Raw genomic sequence first — 20,794 nt, 5'->3', positions numbered from 1 at the left:
GCGGCACCGCGCGCCACCCTTGTGGCCGGTTCCGCCCCCTCACACCGGCTCGGCATCAACAAACCATTGAACTTCCACCATGAGGAAATTATTCTCCACTGGTCAGAAGTGCTCTGGGCAGCGGTCGGGCCTCGCCGCGCCGCCGAGCCCGGCTACCGCGACCGCGGCACCCCGTGCCGACATGACCCTCCCGCGGCCCCGCGGGCCGTAACCGCGACGGTCCGTGCCCTCGACGCCGACCCTCCCCGCCCTTGTCCGCCGGGCCCGTGTCCCGCCGAAGGCCGCGCCCTCACCGAAGGAGTGACCGCCCATGTCCGCACCAGCGCCGTCCCCGCTGGCCGTCGTCGACACCGAGCCGCTGGAGCGGCAGAGCGAGGTGCTGACCGACGAGGCCCTGACCTTCCTCGCCGAGCTCCACCGCCGCTTCACCCCGCGCCGCGACGAACTGCTCGCGCTGCGCGCCGAGCGCCGGGCCGAGATCGCCCGCACCGGCACCCTGGACTTCCTGCCGCGGACCGCGCACATCCGCGAGGACGAGAGCTGGCGGGTCGCCCCCGCCCCACCCGCGTTGGAGGACCGCCGGGTGGAGATCACCGGCCCCACCGACCGCAAGATGACCATCAACGCGCTCAACTCCGGCGCCCGCGTCTGGCTCGCCGACTTCGAGGACGCCTCGGCTCCCACCTGGGAGAACGTCATCCTCGGCCAGCTCAACCTGATCGACGCCTACGAGCGCAGGATCGACTTCACCAGCCCGGAGGGCAAGAGCTACGCGCTGCGCCCGGCCGCGGAGTTGGCGACCGTGGTGATGCGCCCGCGCGGCTGGCACCTGGACGAGCGCCATCTGCGGCTGGACGGCCGTGCCCTGCCCGGCGCCCTGGTCGACTTCGGCCTGTACTTCTTCCACAACGCCCGGCGCCTGCTCGACCTGGGCAAGGGCCCCTACTTCTACCTCCCCAAGACCGAGTCGCACCATGAGGCCCGGCTCTGGAACGACGTCTTCGTCTTCGCCCAGGACCACCTGGGCATCCCGCGGGGCACCGTCCGGGCCACCGTCCTGATCGAGACCATCACCGCCGCGTACGAGATGGAGGAGATCCTCTACGAGCTGCGCGAGCACGCCTCCGGGCTCAACGCGGGCCGCTGGGACTATCTGTTCTCCATCGTGAAGAACTTCCGCGACGGCGGGGCGAGGTTCGTGCTTCCGGACCGCAACGCCGTGACGATGACCGCCCCCTTCATGCGCGCGTACACCGAACTGCTGGTCCGCACCTGTCACAAGCGTGGCGCGCACGCCATCGGCGGCATGGCGGCCTTCATCCCGTCGCGCCGCGACCCCGAGGTCAACACCGTGGCCTTCGCCAAGGTCAAGGCGGACAAGGACCGCGAGGCCGGCGACGGCTTCGACGGATCCTGGGTGGCCCACCCCGACCTGGTCCCGGTCGCCCGCGCCTCCTTCGACGCGGTGCTCGGCGACCGGCCGCACCAGAAGGACCGGCTCCGTGAGGACGTCCAGGTCACGGCCGCCGAACTGATCGACATCGGCTCGCTGGACGCCCGGCCCAGCTACGAGGGGCTGCGCAACGCCGTCCAGGTCGGTATCCGCTACATCGAGGCGTGGCTGCGCGGCGTGGGCGCGGTGGCCATCTTCAACCTCATGGAGGACGCCGCCACCGCCGAGATCTCCCGCTCCCAGATCTGGCAGTGGATCAACGCGGGCGTCGAGTTCGAGGACGGCCGGCGGGCCACCCCCGACCTGGTCCGCGCGGTGGCGGTGGCCGAACTGGCCGCCATCCGCGAGGAGATCGGCGAGGAGGCATTCGCCGCCGGCCGCTGGCAGCAGGCCCACGACCTGCTGCTGAAGGTGTCCCTGGACGAGGACTACGCGGAGTTCCTCACGCTGCCGGCGTACGAACTGCTGGACTGAGCGCCGGGTTCAGTCGCCGCGGCTGGCGTCGATCACGCCATCGTTCGTCGGCCGCCCCGTCGCGGGGCACGTACCCAGCGCCTCGCACCAGAAGCCAGCGGCCCGCCGCACGTCCTCGGCACCCAGAACAACCGTTCCAGTGTCAGCATGCGCCCCGTTCTCGCAGCGGCTCGGCGGTCTCCGGCTGCTCGCGGTGGCGCCGTCCCAGGTGGTTGAAGGCGAGGTTGAGGGCGACCGCGACCAGACAGCCGGTGCTGATGCCCGAGTCGAGGACGACCCGCAGGTCGGCGGGGAAGGCGTGGTAGAACTCCGGGGCGGCGATGGGGATCAGCCCGATGCCGAGCGCGGCGGCGACGATCAGCGCGTTCTCGCCGTGCTCCAGGTCGGCGGAGGCCAGCGTCCGCACGCCGCTCGCGGCGACCGAGCCGAACAGCACGACGCCCGCGCCGCCCAGCACCGGCAGCGGCACCAGCGAGATGACGGACGCGGCGACCGGCGAGAGCCCCAGCAGGACCAGGATGCCGCCGCCGGTGGCCACCACATAGCGGCTGCGCACCCCGGTCATCGCGACCAGCCCGATGTTCTGCGCGAAGGCGCTGCAGGCGAAGCCGTTGAACAGCGGACTCACGGCGGTGCCGAGGGCGTCCGCCCGCAGACCCCCCTCCAGCGTCCGCTCGTCCGCCGGCCGCTCCACGATCTGCCCGAGGGCGAGCATGTCGGCGGTGGACTCGGTCATGCAGACCAGCATCACCACGCACATGGAGACGATCGCCGCCACCTGGAACTGCGGGGCGCCGAAGTGGAAGGGGCTGGGGAAGCCCAGCGGATCCGCCTGCCGGATGGCGTCGGCGCTGGTCACCCCGAACGGCACGGCGACGAGCGTGCCGCCGACCAGGCCCAGCAGGATGGCGATCTGTTGCAGGAACCCGCGCAGCACCCGGCGCAGCACGAGGACCAGCAACAGCGTGATGGCGGCCAGCCCCAGGTGCTTCGCGGCGCCGTAGTCCGCGGCGTGCCGGTCGCCGCCCTGGGCCCAGTCGAAGGCCACCGGCAGCAGGGATATCCCGATGAGCGTGATGACGGTGCCGGTGACCAGCGGCGGGAAGAAGCGGACCAGCCTGCAGAAGTAGGGGGCGAGGACGAAGCCGAGCAGTCCGGCCACCATGGTGGCGCCGAAGACGACCGGCAGCGCGTCCTCGGGACCGGCCCCGGTGCCGATGGCGATCATCGGGGTGACGCCCGCGAAGGAGACGCCGTTGACGAAGGGGAGCCGGGCGCCGATCCGCCGGAAGCCCAGCGTCTGGAGGAGGGTGGCGATGCCGGCCGTGAACAGGCTGGCGCCCATGAGGAAGGTGGTCTCGCCCGTGGAGAGTCCCACCGCCGGGCCGATGATCATCGGCGGGGCCACCACGCCCGCGTACATGGCGGCCACGTGCTGGAGGCCGCTGGTGAACATCTTCAGGGGAGGCAGAGTCTGATCGACCGGGTGCACGCCGATCCTCCTGTCGGGTGACGCGCCGTGGGGGCACGGGTTTCAGGGAGGTCCTGCGGATGTGTCGACGGCCGGCCATGTCGACACTGACATGACAGGTGGGAGTCGGTGGGGGAGGGGGGAGAGAAGTCGCCCCCAGGGCGTGAGTCGCGTTGCCGCGCCCCGGGGGCGGTGCCCGCGGAACCACCAGGTCCGCGGGCCCGGCCGGGAGCCGTCCCTCCCGGCCGAGTCCGTGGGGCGAGTCGGGCGTCGGTGGGCCGGCCTCGCGGATCAGTCGGCCGCGGCGAGGCGGGCGAGCCGCCGGGCCTCGTCCCGCGTGCGGCGGGCGATCGCCTCCTCGTCGACCGTGGTGAGCCGGCCGTCCTCGACCACGGCACGGCCGTTGACGAGGGAGAGGGTCACCGGCGCGGCGGCGCCCAGCACCAGGGCGGCCACCGGGTCGGCGATGGTCGAGTGGCCGATGCCGTCGAGTCTCCACAGCACCAGGTCGGCCAGCTTGCCCGGCTCCAGCGAGCCGATCTCGTCGGCGCGGCCGAGCACCCGGGCGCCGCCGTGGGTGCCCAGCCGGAGCGCCTGCCGGACGGTGAGGGCGCGCTCCCGGTGCCCGCCGAGCCGGTTGATCAGCAGCGCGTTGCGCAGCTCGGTGTGGAGCTCGCCGGACTCGTTGGAGGCGGTGCCGTCCACCCCGAGTCCGACCGAGACGCCCGCGGCGAGCAGATCGGGGACGCGGGCGATGCCGGCGGCCAGCCGGGCGTTGGAGGACGGGCAGTGGGCCACGCCGGTGCCGGTGCGCGCGAAGGCGGCGATGTCGGCGTCATTCATGTGCACGCAGTGCGCCATCCACACGTCCTCGCCCAGCCATCCGGTGGAGTCGAAGTAGTCGGTGGGGCCCATCCCGAACAGCTCGTGGCAGAACTTCTCCTCCTCCACCGTCTCCGAGCCGTGGGTGTGCAGCCGTACGCCCTTGCGGCGGGCGAGCGCCGCGCCCTCGCGCAACAGCTCGGTGGAGATGGAGAAGGGCGAGCAGGGCGCCACGGCGATCCGCAGCATGGAGTCGAACGAGGCGTCGTGGTAGCGGTCGACGGCCTCCTCGGTGGCGAGCAGCGCGCCCTCGGTGGTCTCCACGGCGAAGTCCGGCGGCAGCCCGCCGTCCGACTCCCCGCGGTCCATGGAGCCGCGGGCCGCGGTGAACCGGACGCCCAGTTCGGCGGCGGCGCGGATCTCCGCGCCCAGCAGGTCGCCGGCGCCGCGCGGGAAGACGTAGTGGTGGTCCATGGCGGTGGTGACGCCGCCGCGGGCCATCATCGCCAGCGAGCCCTGGGCGGCGGCGTGGACCATCTCCTCGTCGATCCGGGCCCAGGTGGGGTAGAGGGCCACCAGCCAGTCGAAGAGGTTGGCGTCCTGGGCCAGGCCCCGGGTGAGCCACTGGTAGAAGTGGTGGTGGGTGTTGACCAGGCCGGGCGTGGCCAGGTGGCCGGTGCCGTCGACGCGGCGGACCACGCCCTCCAGGCCGGCGGGGGCGGGGCCGGCGCCCACCGACTCGACGCGGTTGCCGGCGACGACGACATGCCCCGAGGCGTACTCGGTGTCGTCCGCGTCCACGGTCGCGATGGCGCAGTTCTCGATGACGATGCGCGGGGTGGCCATGGGAGGTTCCTCGTTCTTCCCTGTGGGATGAGCACGGGCCCGGGAGGTCGAGCGGGGTGACGACCGGACCCGCGGTGCTGCTCCTGTGCGCAGATGCCCCCGCTCTTCCCCCGGGGCCCGGGATCGGGAGCCGGAGACCGGTCCGTGCCGTGGTCCGGTTCCGCGATCCGGGCGACGCCGGCGCGCGCGTCGGGGGTGGTGGAAGGGTCAGAGGTTGGTGAGGTCCACGGGGATCCGCGCGTCGGCGCCGTCCCTCAGCACGGTGGCCTCGATGAGGCCGTAGGGGCGGTCCGCGGCGAAGTACACCTCGTTGTCGTTCTCCAGCCCGAACGGCTCCAGGTCGACCAGGAAGTGGTGTTTGTTCGGCAGCGAGAGCCGCACCTCGTCGATCTCGACACGGGTGTCGATCACCCGCGAGGCCATCTGGAACAGCGTCTGTTGGAGCGAGCGCGAGTAGGTCTCGGCGAACGCCTCCAACAGCCGGGCGCGGGTCTGGGCGTAGGAGCGTTCCCAGTTGGGCGTCGGCCGCTCGTCGTCGCTCCAGCCGTACCGCCAGCGGGCGTGCACATCGGTGGCCAGGATCCGGTCGGACGCCTCCTTCAGGGTGGTGTACCGGTCCTTGACGTACCCCCGGAACTCCGAGTTCGTGGTGTTCATGACGGTGAGGTCGCACAGCCCGGAGATGACCTCCCACCGCGCGCCGTCGTAGGTGATCTGGGTGGTCCTGGTCTCCTGCCCCTTGCGGACGAAGGAGTGCTGGACGTCCTCGGCGCCGATGAACCGGGAGCCGGCCGCGGAGGGGGCGATGCGCTCCCAGGCGTACTCCTCGATCCGGACGCGGGCCCGGTGGATCGGCTCCTGGCTGTTGACGAAGTGTCGGGCCAGATGGATGCCGAACTGCTCGGCCGAGTCGATCCCGTGTTCCCTGGCGAAGGCGTAGACGGTGTTCTTGGTGGTGTCGGTCGGCAGCACGGTGGCGTTGCTGCCGGACCGGTGCACCTCGTCCATGTCGCCGGAGAGGGCGATCGAGACGTTGAGGTCCTTGATGTGGTGCGTGGCGCCGTTCCGCACGATCCTGACGACGCGGTTCTCCGACTTTCCGTACTGGTTCTGACCGAGAATCGTAGGCATGTCGGTGCTAGCTCCCTCGATATACGGAGTAGCCGAAGGGGTTGAGCAGCAGCGGTACGTGGAAGTGCTCCCCCGGCGTGACGGCGAAGACGACCGTCACCTCCGGGAAGAAGGCTCCGCCGTCCCGGGCGTGGGGGGCGTCCTGCCGTGCCTCGGCTCGCCTGCTGGTGAAGTACGGCTCGACCGCGAAGCGCAGCCGTACGTGGGTGGTGTCCTCCGGCAGCGCCGGCAGGTTCGCACAGCGCCCGTCGGCGTCGGTGGCACCCGCCGCGTGGTCCCGCCAGGGTGTCTCGGCCCCGGAGCGGACCGCCAGTTGGAGCGCCACACCCTCGGCGGGGCGGCCCAGACTGGTGTCCAGGATGTGGGTGGAGACCGAGGTCCGAGCCGTCATCGCGTCTCCTCACCGCGTTCCACGAGCCGGGCCAGCCGGATGCGGTTGATCTTCCCCAGCTCGTCCCGCAGGATCTCGCGTTCGGTCTGCGGGTCGTGGGAGATGCGCTCCTTCAGCGCGGCGAGCATCTGCTCGCCGGTGCGGCCGGTGGCGCAGATCAGGAAGACGTGTCCGTGCCGCTCCTGGTAGGCGAGGTTGAGTGCGAGCAGTTCGGCGCGGTCCTCCTCGCGCACGCCGCCCTGCTCCCGCGCCGAGGTGGGGTCGCCCGGGGTGGGCCGGCCGATGGGCGGGTGGCCGGCGGTCGCCTCGTCCAGATCGGCGGGGGTGAGCCGGGCCGTGGCGGCGTCGGAGGCGGCGTGGAGCTCCGCGACCCCCGGGTAGGGGCGGCCGGCCACCAGCTCCCGGATCCACGCCCCGCTGACGCACACCTCGCGCAGCAGCCGCGCCGCTTCCGGTCCTTCAGCCGAGTTGAGCCGGGCGAGACCCGGCGTAGCGCTGGAAGTCACAGACGCAAGCTAGGAGCCGCCGCCACAGCGCGTCAACACTTTGTTGAAAAGTTCTGGTCAAGGCCGCGGCCCGTCGACGTCACCCGGCGGGCGCAGCGCGGCGCGCGGGCGCGCGGGGAGCGTGTGAGGGTGAGGAGGTGTCCGCCGCCCCGGAACCGCCCCAGGAGTCGGCGCCGGCCCGCAGGAGGCGCCACGAGGTGGTGCACGCCTGGGCGGGCACGCTGGCGGGCCTGGTCGCGCTGGCGCTGTCGCTCCACAACTTCCTGACACTGCGCCGGGAGCCGGAGCTCGACGCGCGGCTGCCGCACATCGTGCGCATCGCCCAGGGCAGGGATGTCTGGCTCTACCTCCAGCCGACCCTGTCCACCCGGTTCGCTGCCGAGCAGTCCGAGATCGTCACCCGGGCCGAGCTGCGGATGCGGGCGGCCGCGGGGCGGGCGAAGGCCCCGGCCTTCTTCTGGGACGAGACCGGCGCCTTCTCCTACGACGCGGCCCGCCAGGAGCTGACGTACCAACGCACCGCCGACCCGGGTCCGCTGCTGGTCGACCAGGGCACCCCTCGCCAGCCGCTGATGCTCTTCAACGCGGTCCGCTGGAACTTCCGGCCCGGGCGGTACGAGGGCACCCTGCGGCTGCACCGCTCAGGCGGGCGCGCCCCACTGGACCGCGACTTCTGCCTGCTGGTCTCGCCGGAGGCGGCCACCGCCTTCCGGGAGGCGGGGCAGTTCGCCTTCCGCGACTTCCGCGATGACGTCCCCGGGGCCGGGCCGAGGTCCGCGCGGGGCTGCTACACCCTGTCGCCGGTCTAGTCGGCCTTCTCACGGTTCAGGTAGTTGTACACGGTGAAGCGACTCACGCCGAGCGCGCTCGCCACCGTCTCCACCCCGTGCCGCACCGAGAAGGCGCCGCGCTGCTCCAGGACGCGGACGACCGACTGCTTGGTCCTGCGGTCGAGTTCGGCCAGCGGCATGCCGTGGCGGCGTTCGAGCTCGGCGAGGATGTGATCGAGCGAGTCGGACAGGTGGGGCAGCCGGACCGCCAGCACCTCGCGCCCCTCCCAGGACAGCACCACATCATCGCCCTGGGCGCGAGCGGGGGCGATCATCTCGCCGCCCATGGCGTCGACGAGCGGCCTGACGGCGGCCGCGAAGGGGTGGTCGGCGAACGGCTGGTCGGGCGCGGCGGCCGTCATGACTCCTCCTCCGCCACCACGTTGACCTGGAGCGACACCCGGGTGGCGCCGGCCGCCAGGCATTTGCGCAGCAGTTCGTCGACGGCGCCCAGCACGACGTCGGCGCGCCCCTCGGCGGTGTTGCCGAACGGGCCGACGTCGACGGCGTCCAGCTCGGCGGAGTGCACGACCTCACGGGCCACCACCGCGTGCGGCGGCGCCTCGTCGAGGTCGAACGGCTCGGTGGTGAACTCAACCCTCAATCTCACGCGGCCCAACCTACTGCGCCCCGCGCCCCCACCGCGGCGGATGTCGGCCGCCTCTTGACAGCACTCCCGCGACGCCCCCACTCTTCCATAAAGCAGAAGAACATTTCCATAATACGGAAGACAGGGAGGGGCCTCGTGGGCTTCCAGGACCTGCGCTTCGATGTGAACCTCTCGATCCTCTTCACCGAGCTGCCCCTGCTGGAGCGCCCGGCGGCGGCCGCCGCGGCCGGATTCGACGCGGTCGAGCTGTGGTGGCCCTGGGCGGCGCGCCCCCTCAGCCCCCGGCGGCGGCGCCGACCTGTCCTGTCGCGCCGGGCGCCGCCGCCGGGACTCGCCCACGTCCGCGCGACCGACGCCGGGTACGGGCGACGGGTCGAGGAGGCGGTGCGGGAGGCGCGTCGCGTGGGCCGACCCGGGCCTCCACCCGTCCACGCGGCACCGCGCTCACCCGCCGACGACGGCACTCAACGCACACGCCCACACACGGACCGCACGCAGGCCATCCGCGGATTTGTACGCGGAATCGGGCAATTCCCTCCCCACAGCATGGCGCATCGTGGAGCATGGGCACGTACGTCCCCGTCTCTCCACGAACCCCTCGCTGGAGCCTCAGATGCCTGACAGCGTGCCGGTGCGCTGCCCCGTGTGCCGCCACGAGCAGTCGTTCACCCCGCCCACCTTCCCGTGCGCGTGCGGTGCCCCGCTCACCCTTCCCCTGTCCGACGCCACCCCTCAACCCGTGCGCCACCGCACCTGGTTGGACACCTGGGTCGCCGTGCGCTGCCCGAGCTGTCGCCGCCTGGAGCAATGGCCCCAGCCCGAACTGGGCTGCCCCTGCGGCACGGTGCTCCGGGTGCCGGTGGTCCCCGCGCCCGGCGCCCCCGACCGCGACCTCGCCACCGCGGGCGGCCCCGGCGCCACCGGGCCGGCCTCCGCCAGCTCCGCCGTACTGCGCCCCGCCTTCCGGCCGGTGACCATCCGCACCGCGCGGGACGCCATCACCGCCGCCGGGCAGTACCTCAAATGGCTGGGCTTCTCCGGGATGCGGCGGCCGGAGGACCACACGGCCGCGGGGGTCGACCTCTGCGGGCCCGGGATCGTCGCCCAGGTCGACCCGACCACCCGGCCCACCGGTGTGCGCGATGTGGAATGCCTGTGGCTCAACGGCCTCAACGACTCGGCGATCGGGGTCTTCTTCTCGCTGGCCGGCTACTCCAGGGACGCCCGCAGACGCGCCGACGACCTGCGCGTACCGCTCTTCGTCATGGACCTCACCGGCACTCCACAGCCGGTCAACGACGCCGCGGACGACCTGATCCGCATGGGTCCGCCGGAGCTCTGACGGGGTCCGTCGAGGGACTGACCCTCGTTCATCGTGCTCCACCGCGCGGCCGATGCGCCACCTACCGGGGGATGATCTCTGGCTGCCGAGACCGCCGTAGCGTGGTGGCCGACCCCACCGCCACGACGCCCTGGAGCGATTCGGCATGCCCCCACACCCGCGCAGACCCTCCGCCCTCAGCGTGGACTTCACCGAACGCACGGTCCACCACGGCCCGGTGGGTCTGGCCGTGCGCGACTTCGGCGGCGCCGGCGCCCCGCTGCTGCTCCTGCACGGGGCCGGCCGCACGCTCGCCGACTGGTCCGCGGTCGCCCCCGAACTCGCCGGCCGGCACCGCGTCGTGGCCATGGATCTGCGCGCCCACGGCCACTCCGACGCCGGCCCGTGGACCATCCCGGCGGTGCTCGGCGACATCGCGGCGGTCCTGGAGGCGTGCGACATGCCCGATGCGGCGCTCGTCGGCCACTCCCTGGGCGGGATGCTCGCGGCCGCCTACGCGGACGCGCACCCGGAGACACCGGCGGTGGTCAACCTGGACGGCCACAACGAGGGGGTGCCCGAGCTGTACGCCGGTCTGGACCGGGAGACCGCGCTGCGCGGCATGGCCAGGGTTCGGGAGGTCACCGCGGCCGCCGTCGGCCGGGTGCTGCCCGCCGAGGTCTTCGAGACCGTCCTCGAAGAACAGATGGCGGTGGGCGAGCGGCTGGGGATCCCGGCCGCCCTGATGCAGGAGGGAGCGGCCCGCGCGGTCGCGGAGACCCCGGACGGCCGGCGCTATCTGCGCCCCGAACGGGAGGCCGGGCTGGAGATGCTGGACCGGATGCACCGTCTGGACCTGCCGCTGCTCTACCGGCGGCTGTCCTGTCCGCTGCTGGTCCTCCGGGCCGGCCGACTGCTCCACCAGGGCGGCGAACTGGCCTGGTTCGACGAGCTGATGGCGGCCTACGTCCGCGGCCTCGACGACGCTCTGTCCGAACTGGCCGCCGAGCACCCGCACATCACCGTCGAGACCCTGGACGGAGCGGGCCACGCGATGCTCCTGGAACGGCCGTACGAGGTGTCCCTGCGCATTGCTGCGTACATCGGCCGGCTTTCCTTGCGTTCTTGACGGCGTGGGGGTTCGGTTGGGGGACTCCCCCCACTCTCCGCACCCCACCTGGAGACCGCGATGCGCTCCCCCCGCCCCATACGCACCCCGGCGAGACTGCTGGCGCCGCTCGTCCTCGTCCTCGCCCTCGTCGCCGGCTGCGGCGGAGGCGACGGCGGGGACGATCCGCCGGGCCGGGCCGACGGATCCACCACCGGCGGCACCGGTTCGACGGACGACACGGCCGCCGCCGAGGACCCCTCGGCCGGCGACGGGACGGCCGACGACCCCGCCCCGGAGGACGCGTCCACGGACGGATCCGAGGACGGCGACACGGGAGATGGAGAGACCGGGGAGGGAGAGGCCGGGGACGGCGGAGACGGGGAGACGGCAGACGGCTCCGAGGACACGGCCACCGGCGAGGACGGGGCGGCGGCCGACGGCGGTGCCGACACCGTCGAGCAGGACATCGACTCGGCGCTCCAGGTCACCGACGACTACTGGTCCACCCACTGGTCGGAGCTGTTCACCGGGTCGTACAGCGCCCCCCGCGTGCTGGGCGCGTACGACGGGGCGGCCGCCGAGGTCCCGACCTGCGGCGGGAGCCCGCTGCCGGACGACAACGCCGTCTACTGCTCGGACGGCGACTACGTGGCCTGGGACATGGATCTCCTGCGGGACGGCCATCGCAAGGGCGACGCCTGGGTCTATCTGGTGATCGCCCACGAGTGGGGGCACGCCGTGCAGAACCGCCTCAACGCCGGACTCGTCAGCGTGGCCGGCGAGCTCCAGGCGGACTGCCTGGCGGGCGCGGTGCTCTTCGGCGCGGCGCGGGACGGCACGCTGCGGTTCGAGGAGGGTGACACGGAGGAGCTCTCCGCCGCGCTCACCGAGCTCGCCGACGCCACCCCCTGGACCGACACCTCCGACCACGGCGACGCCGGCCAGCGCATCTCCTTCTTCAACAAGGGGGCGCAGTCCGGGGTGCGGGGCTGTCTGCCGAACTCCTGACGGCCCCGCACCCCGGCCGACGGCTCAGCGCGGGTCCCGCCGCGCCTCGGGGGCGGCTTCCGAGCGCGGGGCGCCGGCGGGAGCGGGCACCGGCCTCGCGTCGGTCCCCGGCGGCAGCCGCAGCGCGCGGGCGCCCTGCTCACGCAGCTCGACCTTGCGCACCTTGCCGCTGACGGTCATCGGGAAGGCGTCCATGATCTGTAGATGGCGGGGGACCTTGAAGTGGGCGAGCCGGCCGCGGCAGTAGCGGGCGAGTTCGTCTCGGCCGAGCTGCTCGGCGGGGTCGCGCAGGATGACGCAGGCCAGGATCTCCTCGCCGTACTTCTCGTCCGGGACCCCCACCACCTGCACATCGGCGATCTTGGGGTGGGTGTGGAGGAACTCCTCGATCTCACGCGGATAGACGTTCTCGCCACCCCGGATGATCATGTCCTTGATCCGGCCCACGATCCGCACATAGCCGTCCTCGCCCATCACCGCGAGGTCTCCGGTGTGCATCCAGCGCGCCGCGTCGATCGCCTCGGCGGTGCGCTCCGGCTGCTCCCAGTAGCCGAGCATCACGGAGTAGCCGCGGGTGCACAGCTCGCCGCTGGTGCCGCGCGGGACGGTCAGTCCGGTCGTCGGGTCCACCACCTTGACCTCGATGTGCGGCAGCACCTGGCCGACCGTGCCGGTGCGGCGCTCCAGGTCGTCGTCGCGTCGGGTCTGGGTGGAGACCGGGGAGGTCTCGGTCATGCCGTACGCGATGGACACCTCGGTCATGTGCATCTCGGCCAGCACCCGCTTCATCACCTCCACCGGGCACGGCGACCCGGCCATGATCCCGGTGCGCAGCGAGGACAGGTCGTACGAGGTGAACTCGGGCAGGTCCAGCTCGGCGATGAACATCGTCGGCACCCCGTAGAGCGAGGTGCAGCGCTCCCGCTCGACCGCGCGCAGCGTGGCGGCGGCGTCGAAGGACGGCGCGGGAATGACGACGCAGGCGCCGTGGCTGGTGGCGGCGAGGTTGCCCATGACCATGCCGAAGCAGTGGTAGAAGGGCACCGGCACACAGATCCGGTCCTGTTCGGTGTAGCCGACCGCCTCCCCCACGAAGTAGCCGTTGTTGAGGATGTTGTGGTGGGAGAGGGTGGCGCCCTTGGGGAAGCCGGTGGTGCCGGAGGTGTACTGGATGTTGACCGGGTCGTCGCAGGAGAGCCGGGCCTCGCGCTCGACCAGCCGCTCCTCCGGGACCTCGGCGCCGGCGGCGATCAGCCCCTGCCAGGTGCGGTCGCCGAGGTAGACGACGTCGCGCAGCGCGGGGCAGTCGGCGCGGACCTGCTCCACCATCCGTCGGTAGTCGCTGGTCTTGTGCTCGACGGAGGAGATCAGCACCGAGATGCCGGCCTGCTCGAGCACGTACCGCAACTCGTGCACCCGGTAGGCCGGGTTGATGTTGACCATGATGGCGCCGACGCGGGCACAGGCGTACTGCGTCAGCACCCACTCCGGGCGGTTGACGGCCCAGATGCCGACCCGGTCGCCCTTGCCGACGCCCTTGGCCAGCAGCCCGAGGGCGACCTCGGTCACGGCCCGGCCGAACTCCGCGTAGGTCCAGCGCCGTCCGCTCGCCAGGTCGACGAGCGCCTCCCGCTCCCCGTACCGCTCGACGGCGCGAGCCAGGTTGGCGCCGATGGTGTCGCCCAGCAACGGGGTGGTGCCGGGACCGCTCGCGTAGGAGAGCGCCGTGGTCATGGGGACTCCTCGTGGAACTCGACGCCGCCGCCCCGCGCGGTGTGCTCGCGCAGCTCGATGCGGCGGATCTTGCCGGACACGGTCTTGGGCAGCTCCGCGAACTCCAGTCGGCGGATGCGCTTGTAGGGGGCGAGGACGGCGCGGGAGTGTGCGAAGAGCGCCCGCGCGGTCTCCGGTCCGGCCTCCCAGCCCGCGGCGAGCACGACGTACGCCTTCGGCACGGCGAGCCGGAGCGGGTCGGGCGCGGGGACCACGGCGGCCTCGGCGACCGCCTCGTGCTCCAGCAGCGCGCTCTCCAGCTCGAAGGGAGAGATCTTGTAGTCGGACGCCTTGAAGACCTCGTCCCCCCGCCCCACGAACGTGACGTGGCCGTCCGCGTCGCGACGGCCGATGTCGCCCGTGCGGTAGTAGCCGTCGGCCATGGCCTCGGCGGTGCGCTCCGGGTCGCCCTCGTAGCCGGTCATCAGCCCGACCGGGCGCGCCGAGAGGTCCAGGCAGATCTCGCCCTCGTCGCCGGGCTTGCCGGTCACCGGGTCCAGCAGGGCGACGGTGAAGCCGGGGGTGGGGCGGCCCATGGAGCCGGCCCTGAGCGGCTGGCCGGGGGTGTTGGCGACCTGGACGGCGGTCTCGGTCTGGCCGAAGCCGTCCCGGATGGTGACGCCCCAGGCGCGCCGTACGGTCTCGATGACCTCCGGGTTGAGCGGCTCGCCGGCGGCCACCGCCTCACGGGGCGGGGTGCGCAGCTGAGTGAGGTCGGCCTGGATGAGCATGCGCCAGACGGTGGGCGGGGCGCAGAAGGTGGTGACGCCCGCCCGGTCCATCTCAGCCATCAGTCGGGCCGCGTCGAAGCGGGTGTAGTTGTAGACGAACACCGTGGCCTCGGCGTTCCACGGCGCGAACAGGTTGGACCAGGCGTGTTTGGCCCAGCCCGGCGAGGAGATGTTCAGGTGCACGTCGCCCGGCTTGAGCCCGATCCAGTACATCGTCGCCAGATGGCCGATCGGGTACGAGGTGTGGGTGTGCTCCACCAGCTTGGGCCGGGCGGTGGTCCCCGAGGTGAAGTAGAGCATCAGCGGGTCCCGCGCCCCCGTCACCCCGTCGGGGGTGAACGGGCCCTGTGCCTCGGGGGCGTCGTAGGCGTCCTCGTAGCGCAGCCAGCCCTCCGGCGGGTTCTCGCCGGCGCCGACCGCGATCCGGGTGTAGTGGCCGGGGACCTCCGCGAACTTGCCGGTGTCCACGGCCCGCGCCAGCACGTGCCTCGCCCGGCCGCGCTCGACGCGGTCGGTGAGGTCCAGCGGTCCCAGGAGCGGTGTGGCGGGGATGACCACGGCGCGCAGCTTCATCGCGGCGAGCGCGGTCTCCCACAGCTCGGCCTGGTTGCCCAGCATGACGACGATCCGGTCCCCCGCCCGCACGCCCCGCGCGCGCAGCCAGTTGGCGGCCCGGTCGGAGCGCAGGCGCAGCGCGTCGAAGCTCAGCCGGGTCTCCCGTCCGTCCTCCTCGACGAGGTGCAGCGCGGTGCGGTCGTTGCCCTCGGCGATGCGGTCGAACCAGTCCAGGGCCCAGTTGAAGGTCTCCGGGCGCGGCCAGCTGAATCCCTCGTACGCCGTCGCGTAGTCCTCCCGGTGCCGTAGCAGGAAGTCCCGGGCGGCGCGGAAGTCGGCGGACGGATTCATTGCTGTCACATGTCCTCCTCATTGCCGTCGTGCTCGCTAGCATCGTGCGACGAGTGATCTGGGTCTCACCACCCCCTAACGGGGGTAGTGGCCTGTCGGCGACGGGTTCGGGGGGAGGAGGCGCCATGACGGAGTCGGGCGCGGCCGTCGAGGTGCGGGCGGCGCTGCTGCGGCTGCGCCGGGCCGGCGGGGTGCCGGTCGCCTTCGGCGGGCTGTTCACCGGGACCCGGCAGTTCCGCATCTCGGAGCTGGTCGGGACCACCACCGCGGCGCTCCAGGGACTCGCCATCACCACCGGCAACGGCCTCGGCGGCAAGGCCGCCACGCTGTGTCGCCCCCTGTGCGTGCCGGACTACCCGGTCTCACGGGTCATCAGCCACGAGTACGACACGGCGGTGGCCGCCGAGGGGCTGCGGGCCATGCTGGCGGTTCCGGTGGTGGTGCGCCGCCGGGTGCGCGGCGTGCTGTACGGGGCGGTGCGCCAGCCCATGCCGCTGGGCGACCGCGCGCTGGCGGCCGCCGTGGAGGCGGCCCGCGAGCTGGAGCAGTCGCTGGCGGTACGGGAGGAGGCACGGCGGCTGCTGGCCGTGGCGCGGGGCCCCTTCGACGCCGACCGGGCCGCCGACCCGACCGCCGCCCGCCAGGCCGATCGCGCGGCGGCCTGGGAGGAGGTGCGCGCGGTCCACGGCGAGCTGCGGGCGCTGTCCCAGCGGATACCGGACGCGGCGCTGCGCGGGGAGCTGCTCTCGGCCTGCGCCCGACTGGCCCGCGCGGCCGCCCCCGCCGCCCACCCCGCCGCCGGGGCCCGCGAGGAGCCGGGCGGACCGCCGGTGACGCTCTCCCCGCGCGAGCTGGACGTGCTGGCGTGCGTGGCCTCGGGCGAGACGAACGCGGGCGCGGCGGAGCGGCTCGGGCTGCGGCCGGAGACGGTGAAGAGCTATCTGCGGGCGGCCATGCGGAAGCTCGGGGCGCACACCCGACTCCAGGCGGTCGTCGAGGCCCGACGGGCGGGGCTGCTGCCGTAGGGGCCGCTCCGGGGTCTCTCCGGGCCTCTCCGGGCCTGTCCTGCGGAGGGGCGCTGCCGTGGCCCGGGGGTCGGCGGCCCCCGGACCCCTGAAGTCCGTCAGTCCGACACCCCCGCCGCTCTAGAACTCGTCCGTGGTGTGCGGCAGCCACTCGGTGTGCAGGGCGGCGTCCAGTCGCTCCGCCGCGCCCGGGGTGTGCTCGGTGGCCAGGCCGGCGCGGACCAGGTGGGCGAGCCGGGTGCCGCCGAGGTAGCAGGCGGCGAGCTCGCGGACGTCCAGGCCGAGGTCGGGCGCGTCGTCCGTGGCCTCGTACGTCACCCCGTCCCCGTCGGCTGTCACGGTGAGGCGGAAGCGGCCGGCGTTGGCGGGCAGTCGGGCGTCGCTCAGCTCCAGGACCAGGTCGACGTCGGCGGCCCAGCCGCGCGCCCGCAGGGCGGCGGAGACGTCGACCAGACGCAGCCACAGCGCCGGGAACTCCTGGACGACGCGGACCTGGTCGCGATCGGCGGCGAACAGCAGCAGCGGGTCGTCCAGGGGCCGGCCCCAGGCACGCACCTTCTCGGTGAGGTCGATCGAGGCGAGGTAGCGCCACAGGGCGGCCGCGACCGGGGCCGACTCGGCCTCCACGTCGTAGACGTCGACCGTGCCGGGAGTCCCCGCGCTGTCGTCGCCCCCGCGAGTGCGGTAGATGGCGTAACCGGCCACGGCGTCCGGGTCGGTGCCGCCGTCGCCGCCGATGACGACGGTGCGCGGCGGGCCGAAGCCGTCGTCCTCCTGGTTGTCCGGGTTCATCAACTCCTCTCGCCACCAGTGCTCGTCACGCGCCATGCGCCCCGCGCGGAGGGCGCGCCGCCCGTCGTGGAAGGGGCCGAGCAGCGCGGGCATGGCCTCGGCGTCCACGAACCGCAGCGGGCGCTCGTCGGCGTCGACGCGCAGCGCCAGCGGGCGGGCGGAGTCGATCTCCACGGTGAAGGAGCGGGTGGCGGGGTCGAAGCCGAAGCGCCCGTAGATGGACGCCTCGGAGACCCAGAGGGCGGCGATCGGCTGCCCGGCACGCGCGCAGCGGCGCCACAGCTCGTCGATCATTCCGGTGAGCACACCGCGCCTGCGGTGGGTGGGTGCCACACAGACGAAGGTGACACCCGCGCAGGGCAGCTCGCCCCCGGGAACGGAGAGCCGCAGCGGCAGGGCGCCCAGCAGTCCGACCAGCTGCTCTCCGTCGTAGGCGCCCACCCGCTCGCAGCGTCGCATGAAGTCGAGGTGGGTCTTGCGCTTCTCCTCCTCGACCTTGTCGTGGAAGACGAGATAGGCGAGGTCGAGGGCGCGGTCGAGATGGGCGTCGGGGACCGTGCGAAAGTCCAACGAGGTCATGGTTCGGACGGTAACTCCCCTAATTCTGCGCCGTCATCCGAATATTTCCGGCCGCGAGCGGCCGCGGAGGCAGGGTGAGGCGACAGGAGCGGGGGCCGGGGGGCGCACACGGGTATCGCGGCAGGCGTAAGGCGGCGGGTGTGCGGCCGTCCGGCCGTCAGGCCGTCACGCTCCGGCGATCCGGAGGTCATGGCGGGCTCCGGGGGCGGTCATCGCCAGCACCCCGGCCGCCTCGTCCTCCACGGCGTCGCGCTCGGCGCGGCTCAGCCGCTGGAACGGCTCGATGACCATCGTCACCGGGCCCTCGGGGCCGCCGCTCGCCTCGATCCGCCAGAGGCCGCGGACGAAGCCGTCCACCAGGAAGCTGCGGAACGCCTGGTTGCCCTGCCAGACGCGGCCGCGGTAGACGTCGCTGACGACGCGGCTCCGGTCGGCGTGCGAGAGGAGCAGATTGTCGAACTCCGGCAGGAAGCGGGGCGGGGCCGGGGTCTTGGGGTCCGGACGCGGCGCCTCCGGCAGGTCGAACAGCTCCACTCCGCGTTCGTCCCGGAAGCTCAGCAGCCGCGGCCGCAGCCCCTCCACCACCTCGCGCAGCCGGGTCAGCCCGCACCAGGTCCCCATGTCCTTGACCGAGGCGGGGCCGAAGGCGGCCAGATAGCGCAGCAGCAGGTCGGGGAGGTCCGGAGGCTCCGACTCGGGGGTCGGGCGTCCCGCCAGCCAGCTCTCGGCCGTCGTGTGGGCGATCGGCCCGCTACGACGCCACAGCCCGCGTGGGGTCACCTGGACCAGCGGCAGCGCGGCGCGCGCCGCCATGGCGAGGTCCTGCCGGTCGCGGTCGGGCCAGTGCGCGCGAAGCGCCTCCCCGAGCGCCTTGAAGGTCAGCGGCTGCTCCTCGACCAGCTCGCGGGCGAGGCTCGCCAGTCGGGCCAGGTCCACTCCACCCAGCCGCTTGCCCTGGTTCCCCTGGAAGATCCGGTCCTGCACCGACTGGAGCAGCGGCCGCAGGGCCAGGCAGTCGTCGGCGCTGACGAGGTGGATCGTGGAGCGCATCAGGGCGATGCGGACGACCGCGCGGTCGGCGAGCAGCTCCGAGAGCCGTTCGGGCCGAAAGTCCGCGAGCCGCGCGGCGAGCGCGTAGTACGGCGGCGTGACGTTCTGCGCCTGAAGGCCGACCAGGTGCTCCACGGCGTCCAGCGGGTCGCCCTCGGCGCGGCGCAGCAGCAGCTGGCGCGCGAGGGTGGCGCGGTTGAGCTCGCGCGTGCTCAGGACGGGCGCGTCGGTCTTCCCGGTCTTCGTCATGATCCCCACGCTACGGCGGCTTGCGGACGGTTTCCGTCCGCGTTCGGTCCGCCGCCGTCCGCGACAGGCCGGGGGCGGGGCGTCTCGTGGGGAGGGGTGCGCCCGGCCGCGGGCGGACGCGGTGCGGCGGACGGCCCACGGCCCGCTACGGCCGCGAGGGCCCGCCCGCTCCGGCCACTGGGCCCGGCGGTACCGTCCGTGGGGGTGCCGCCCAGGCCATATCGGACGTATATCCTGCCCATGGCCCGCCCGGGGCCGCCCGAGCGTTTCCGACGAACACGGCAGGAGGTGAGGTCCGCGATGAGCGCCGAACCTCCCAGTCGTATACCGCTCGGCACCACGGCGGCCCGGTCGTAGCACGGACCCGGGCCACACGGTCCCGGACCCGGTCGGAGGACCAGGGGAGCCGTCGGATCAGACGGCCGGTGGCCGGAGGGTGGTGCCCCGCGGTGAGCCCGGCGACCCTGCCCCCGTGCCCGTACCCGTGAAGGAACCCCGATGTCCGAGCGCCGTGCCCGCTCCCGCTTCACGCTCACGCCGAAGGCGAAGAAGCACCACTCCTGGCTGCGCCCCGGTGGCTCGCGCGCGAACGGCGGCTCCACCCCTCCCCCGCCCGCTCCGGCCTCCGAGCCGGCCCAGGACCCGGCACAGGGCCCCGGCTATCCCGCGCCCGCGGCGCGCAGCGTGGTCGAGGCCGCCGTCTACCGCGGCGGACGACGGGTGGCGACGCCCGGCACCCTCGCCGCCACCTACCGGCGGCTGCGCGAGGAGGCCGACGGCAGCATGGCGTGGATCGGGCTGCACCGGCCCAGCGAGGCGGAGCTGCACTCCCTGGCGGACGAGTTCGACCTGCACAAGCTGGCCATCGAGGACGCGATGGAGGCCCACCAGCGGCCGAAGCTGGAGCGTTACGGCGACACGCTGTTCGTGGTGCTGCGCGCCGCCCGCTACCTCGACGCCCCCGAGGAGGTCGACTTCGGCGAGCTGCACGTCTTCGTCGGCCCCGACTTCGTGATCACCGTCCGCCACGGCGCCGCCCCCGACCTGTCGGCGGTCCGCCGCCGCATGGAGGCCAGCCCCGAGCTGCTGGCGCTGGGCCCGGAGGCGGTGCTGTACGCCATCCTCGACGCGGTCGTCGACGGCTACGCGCCGGTGGTCGCCGGCGTCCAGAACGACATCGACGAGATCGAGACCGAGGTCTTCCGCGGCGACCCCGAGGTGTCCCGCCGCATCTACGAACTCTCCCGAGAGATGGTCGAGTTCCAGCGGGCCACCCGCCCCCTGGTGGGCATGTTGCGCGCCCTGATGGCGGGCTTCGACAAGTACGGCACCGACGAGGAGCTCCAGCGCTACCTCCGTGACGTCGCCGACCACGTCACCCACACCAGCGAACGTGTGGACGGCTTCCGCTCCGCCCTCACCGACATCCTCGCCGTCAACGCCACCCTCGTCACCCAGCAGCAGAACGAGGAGATGCGGGCGATGACCAAGGCGGGCATAGAGCAGAACGAAGAGATCAAGAAGATCTCCTCCTGGGCCGCCATCCTGTTCGCGCCCACGCTGGTCGGAACCATCTACGGCATGAACTTCGACCACATGCCGGAGCTGCACTGGGTGGGCGGCTATCCGTTCGCGATCCTGCTGATGGCGGTGGTGTGTACGAGCCTGTACGTCATCTTCAAGAAGCGCGACTGGCTCTGAGCGACCGTTGCGCA

General features: G+C 73.0%; 18 protein-coding genes and 1 pseudogene. 8 read left to right on the top strand and 11 right to left on the bottom strand.

The window, feature by feature from the left end:
- Window positions 1-310: 310 nt before the first annotated feature.
- On the top strand, window positions 311-1,927 hold the full coding sequence (gene aceB / locus CD790_RS07120; RefSeq protein WP_144382180.1) for a malate synthase A: 1,617 nt from the start codon (window positions 311-313) through the stop codon (window positions 1,925-1,927).
- Window positions 1,928-2,069: 142 nt separating this feature from the next.
- On the opposite strand, the gene CD790_RS07110 is transcribed toward aceB, so the two are convergent.
- The 5 genes from CD790_RS07110 to uraD all read right to left on the bottom strand — a co-directional run bounded on the left by CD790_RS07110 (window position 2,070) and on the right by uraD (window position 7,094).
- A complete protein-coding gene (locus CD790_RS07110) occupies window positions 2,070-3,425 on the bottom strand; it encodes a nucleobase:cation symporter-2 family protein (protein WP_260867465.1) in 1,356 nt (451 codons plus the stop codon).
- Window positions 3,426-3,689: 264 nt separating this feature from the next.
- The gene (locus CD790_RS07105; RefSeq protein WP_144382179.1) at window positions 3,690-5,066 is read right to left on the bottom strand and encodes an 8-oxoguanine deaminase; all 1,377 of its coding nucleotides are present in this window, start codon (window positions 5,064-5,066) and stop codon (window positions 3,690-3,692) included.
- Between the two features lie 207 nt (window positions 5,067-5,273).
- Window positions 5,274-6,197 carry a factor-independent urate hydroxylase gene (gene pucL / locus CD790_RS07100; protein ID WP_144382178.1) on the bottom strand — a complete coding sequence of 308 codons (924 nt, stop codon included), beginning with the start codon at window positions 6,195-6,197 and terminating at the stop codon, window positions 5,274-5,276.
- Window positions 6,198-6,204: 7 nt separating this feature from the next.
- Window positions 6,205-6,588 (bottom strand): hydroxyisourate hydrolase, encoded by a 384-nt coding sequence (gene uraH, locus CD790_RS07095; protein ID WP_144382177.1) that lies wholly within the window; start codon window positions 6,586-6,588, stop codon window positions 6,205-6,207.
- Window positions 6,585-7,094, bottom strand: coding sequence for a 2-oxo-4-hydroxy-4-carboxy-5-ureidoimidazoline decarboxylase (gene uraD / locus CD790_RS07090; protein WP_144382176.1), 510 nt, complete (start codon window positions 7,092-7,094; stop codon window positions 6,585-6,587). Before uraD ends, uraH begins: the two co-directional genes overlap by 4 nt.
- Window positions 7,095-7,231: 137 nt before the next feature.
- Between uraD and CD790_RS07085 the strand changes: the two genes are divergently transcribed.
- On the top strand, window positions 7,232-7,903 hold the full coding sequence (locus CD790_RS07085) for a hypothetical protein (protein WP_144382175.1): 672 nt from the start codon (window positions 7,232-7,234) through the stop codon (window positions 7,901-7,903).
- Here CD790_RS07085 and CD790_RS07080 read toward each other — a convergent pair.
- Together CD790_RS07080 and CD790_RS07075 are read right to left on the bottom strand one after the other, a co-directional pair.
- Window positions 7,900-8,286 carry a helix-turn-helix domain-containing protein gene (locus tag CD790_RS07080; protein WP_144382174.1) on the bottom strand — a complete coding sequence of 129 codons (387 nt, stop codon included), beginning with the start codon at window positions 8,284-8,286 and terminating at the stop codon, window positions 7,900-7,902. The genes CD790_RS07085 and CD790_RS07080 overlap by 4 nt on opposite strands.
- The gene (locus CD790_RS07075) at window positions 8,283-8,534 is read right to left on the bottom strand and encodes a hypothetical protein (protein WP_144382173.1); all 252 of its coding nucleotides are present in this window, start codon (window positions 8,532-8,534) and stop codon (window positions 8,283-8,285) included. The genes CD790_RS07080 and CD790_RS07075 overlap by 4 nt, the downstream gene beginning before the upstream one ends.
- Window positions 8,535-8,669: 135 nt before the next feature.
- Between CD790_RS07075 and CD790_RS07070 the strand changes: the two are divergent.
- The 4 genes and pseudogenes from CD790_RS07070 to CD790_RS07055 all read left to right on the top strand — a co-directional run.
- A pseudogene (locus tag CD790_RS07070) lies at window positions 8,670-8,819 on the top strand (hydroxypyruvate isomerase); the annotation flags it as partial.
- A 328-nt stretch (window positions 8,820-9,147) separates the two neighbouring features.
- Complete coding sequence (locus tag CD790_RS07065; RefSeq protein WP_144382172.1) at window positions 9,148-9,876, top strand: hypothetical protein; 729 nt, start codon at window positions 9,148-9,150, stop codon at window positions 9,874-9,876.
- 145 nt (window positions 9,877-10,021) lie between these two features.
- Entirely contained in the window at window positions 10,022-10,984 is a 963-nt protein-coding gene (locus CD790_RS07060; RefSeq protein ID WP_144382171.1) for an alpha/beta fold hydrolase, read from the top strand.
- Window positions 10,985-11,044: 60 nt separating this feature from the next.
- Window positions 11,045-11,974: a neutral zinc metallopeptidase gene (locus CD790_RS07055; RefSeq protein WP_144382170.1), complete on the top strand. Its 930-nt coding sequence runs from the start codon at window positions 11,045-11,047 to the stop codon at window positions 11,972-11,974.
- Between the two features lie 24 nt (window positions 11,975-11,998).
- Here the strand turns inward: CD790_RS07055 and CD790_RS07050 are convergent, their stop codons facing one another.
- Together CD790_RS07050 and CD790_RS07045 are read right to left on the bottom strand one after the other, a co-directional pair.
- A complete protein-coding gene (locus tag CD790_RS07050; protein ID WP_144382169.1) occupies window positions 11,999-13,708 on the bottom strand; it encodes an AMP-binding protein in 1,710 nt (569 codons plus the stop codon).
- Entirely contained in the window at window positions 13,705-15,384 is a 1,680-nt protein-coding gene (locus CD790_RS07045) for an AMP-binding protein (RefSeq protein WP_144382715.1), read from the bottom strand. The genes CD790_RS07050 and CD790_RS07045 overlap by 4 nt, the downstream gene beginning before the upstream one ends.
- Before the next feature lie 125 nt (window positions 15,385-15,509).
- Here CD790_RS07045 and CD790_RS07040 point away from each other — a divergent pair, with 125 nt between their 5' ends.
- Window positions 15,510-16,409 (top strand): helix-turn-helix transcriptional regulator, encoded by a 900-nt coding sequence (locus tag CD790_RS07040; RefSeq protein WP_144382168.1) that lies wholly within the window; start codon window positions 15,510-15,512, stop codon window positions 16,407-16,409.
- A gap of 120 nt (window positions 16,410-16,529) precedes the next feature.
- Here the strand turns inward: CD790_RS07040 and CD790_RS07035 are convergent, their stop codons facing one another.
- Window positions 16,530-17,780 carry a GNAT family N-acetyltransferase gene (locus tag CD790_RS07035; protein WP_144382167.1) on the bottom strand — a complete coding sequence of 417 codons (1,251 nt, stop codon included), beginning with the start codon at window positions 17,778-17,780 and terminating at the stop codon, window positions 16,530-16,532.
- Between the two features lie 165 nt (window positions 17,781-17,945).
- On the bottom strand, window positions 17,946-19,079 hold the full coding sequence (locus tag CD790_RS07030; RefSeq protein ID WP_144382166.1) for a winged helix DNA-binding domain-containing protein: 1,134 nt from the start codon (window positions 19,077-19,079) through the stop codon (window positions 17,946-17,948).
- Window positions 19,080-19,577: 498 nt separating this feature from the next.
- Here CD790_RS07030 and CD790_RS07025 point away from each other — a divergent pair, with 498 nt between their 5' ends.
- The gene (locus tag CD790_RS07025; protein WP_144382165.1) at window positions 19,578-20,780 is read left to right on the top strand and encodes a magnesium and cobalt transport protein CorA; all 1,203 of its coding nucleotides are present in this window, start codon (window positions 19,578-19,580) and stop codon (window positions 20,778-20,780) included.
- Window positions 20,781-20,794: the final 14 nt, after the last annotated feature.

Source organism: Streptomyces sp. SAJ15 (genome assembly GCF_007595705.1).
GTDB lineage: Bacteria > Actinomycetota > Actinomycetes > Streptomycetales > Streptomycetaceae > Streptomyces.
The sequence above is the reverse complement of the archived record's forward strand: the minus strand, read 5'-3'. Positions and strand labels throughout refer to the sequence as shown.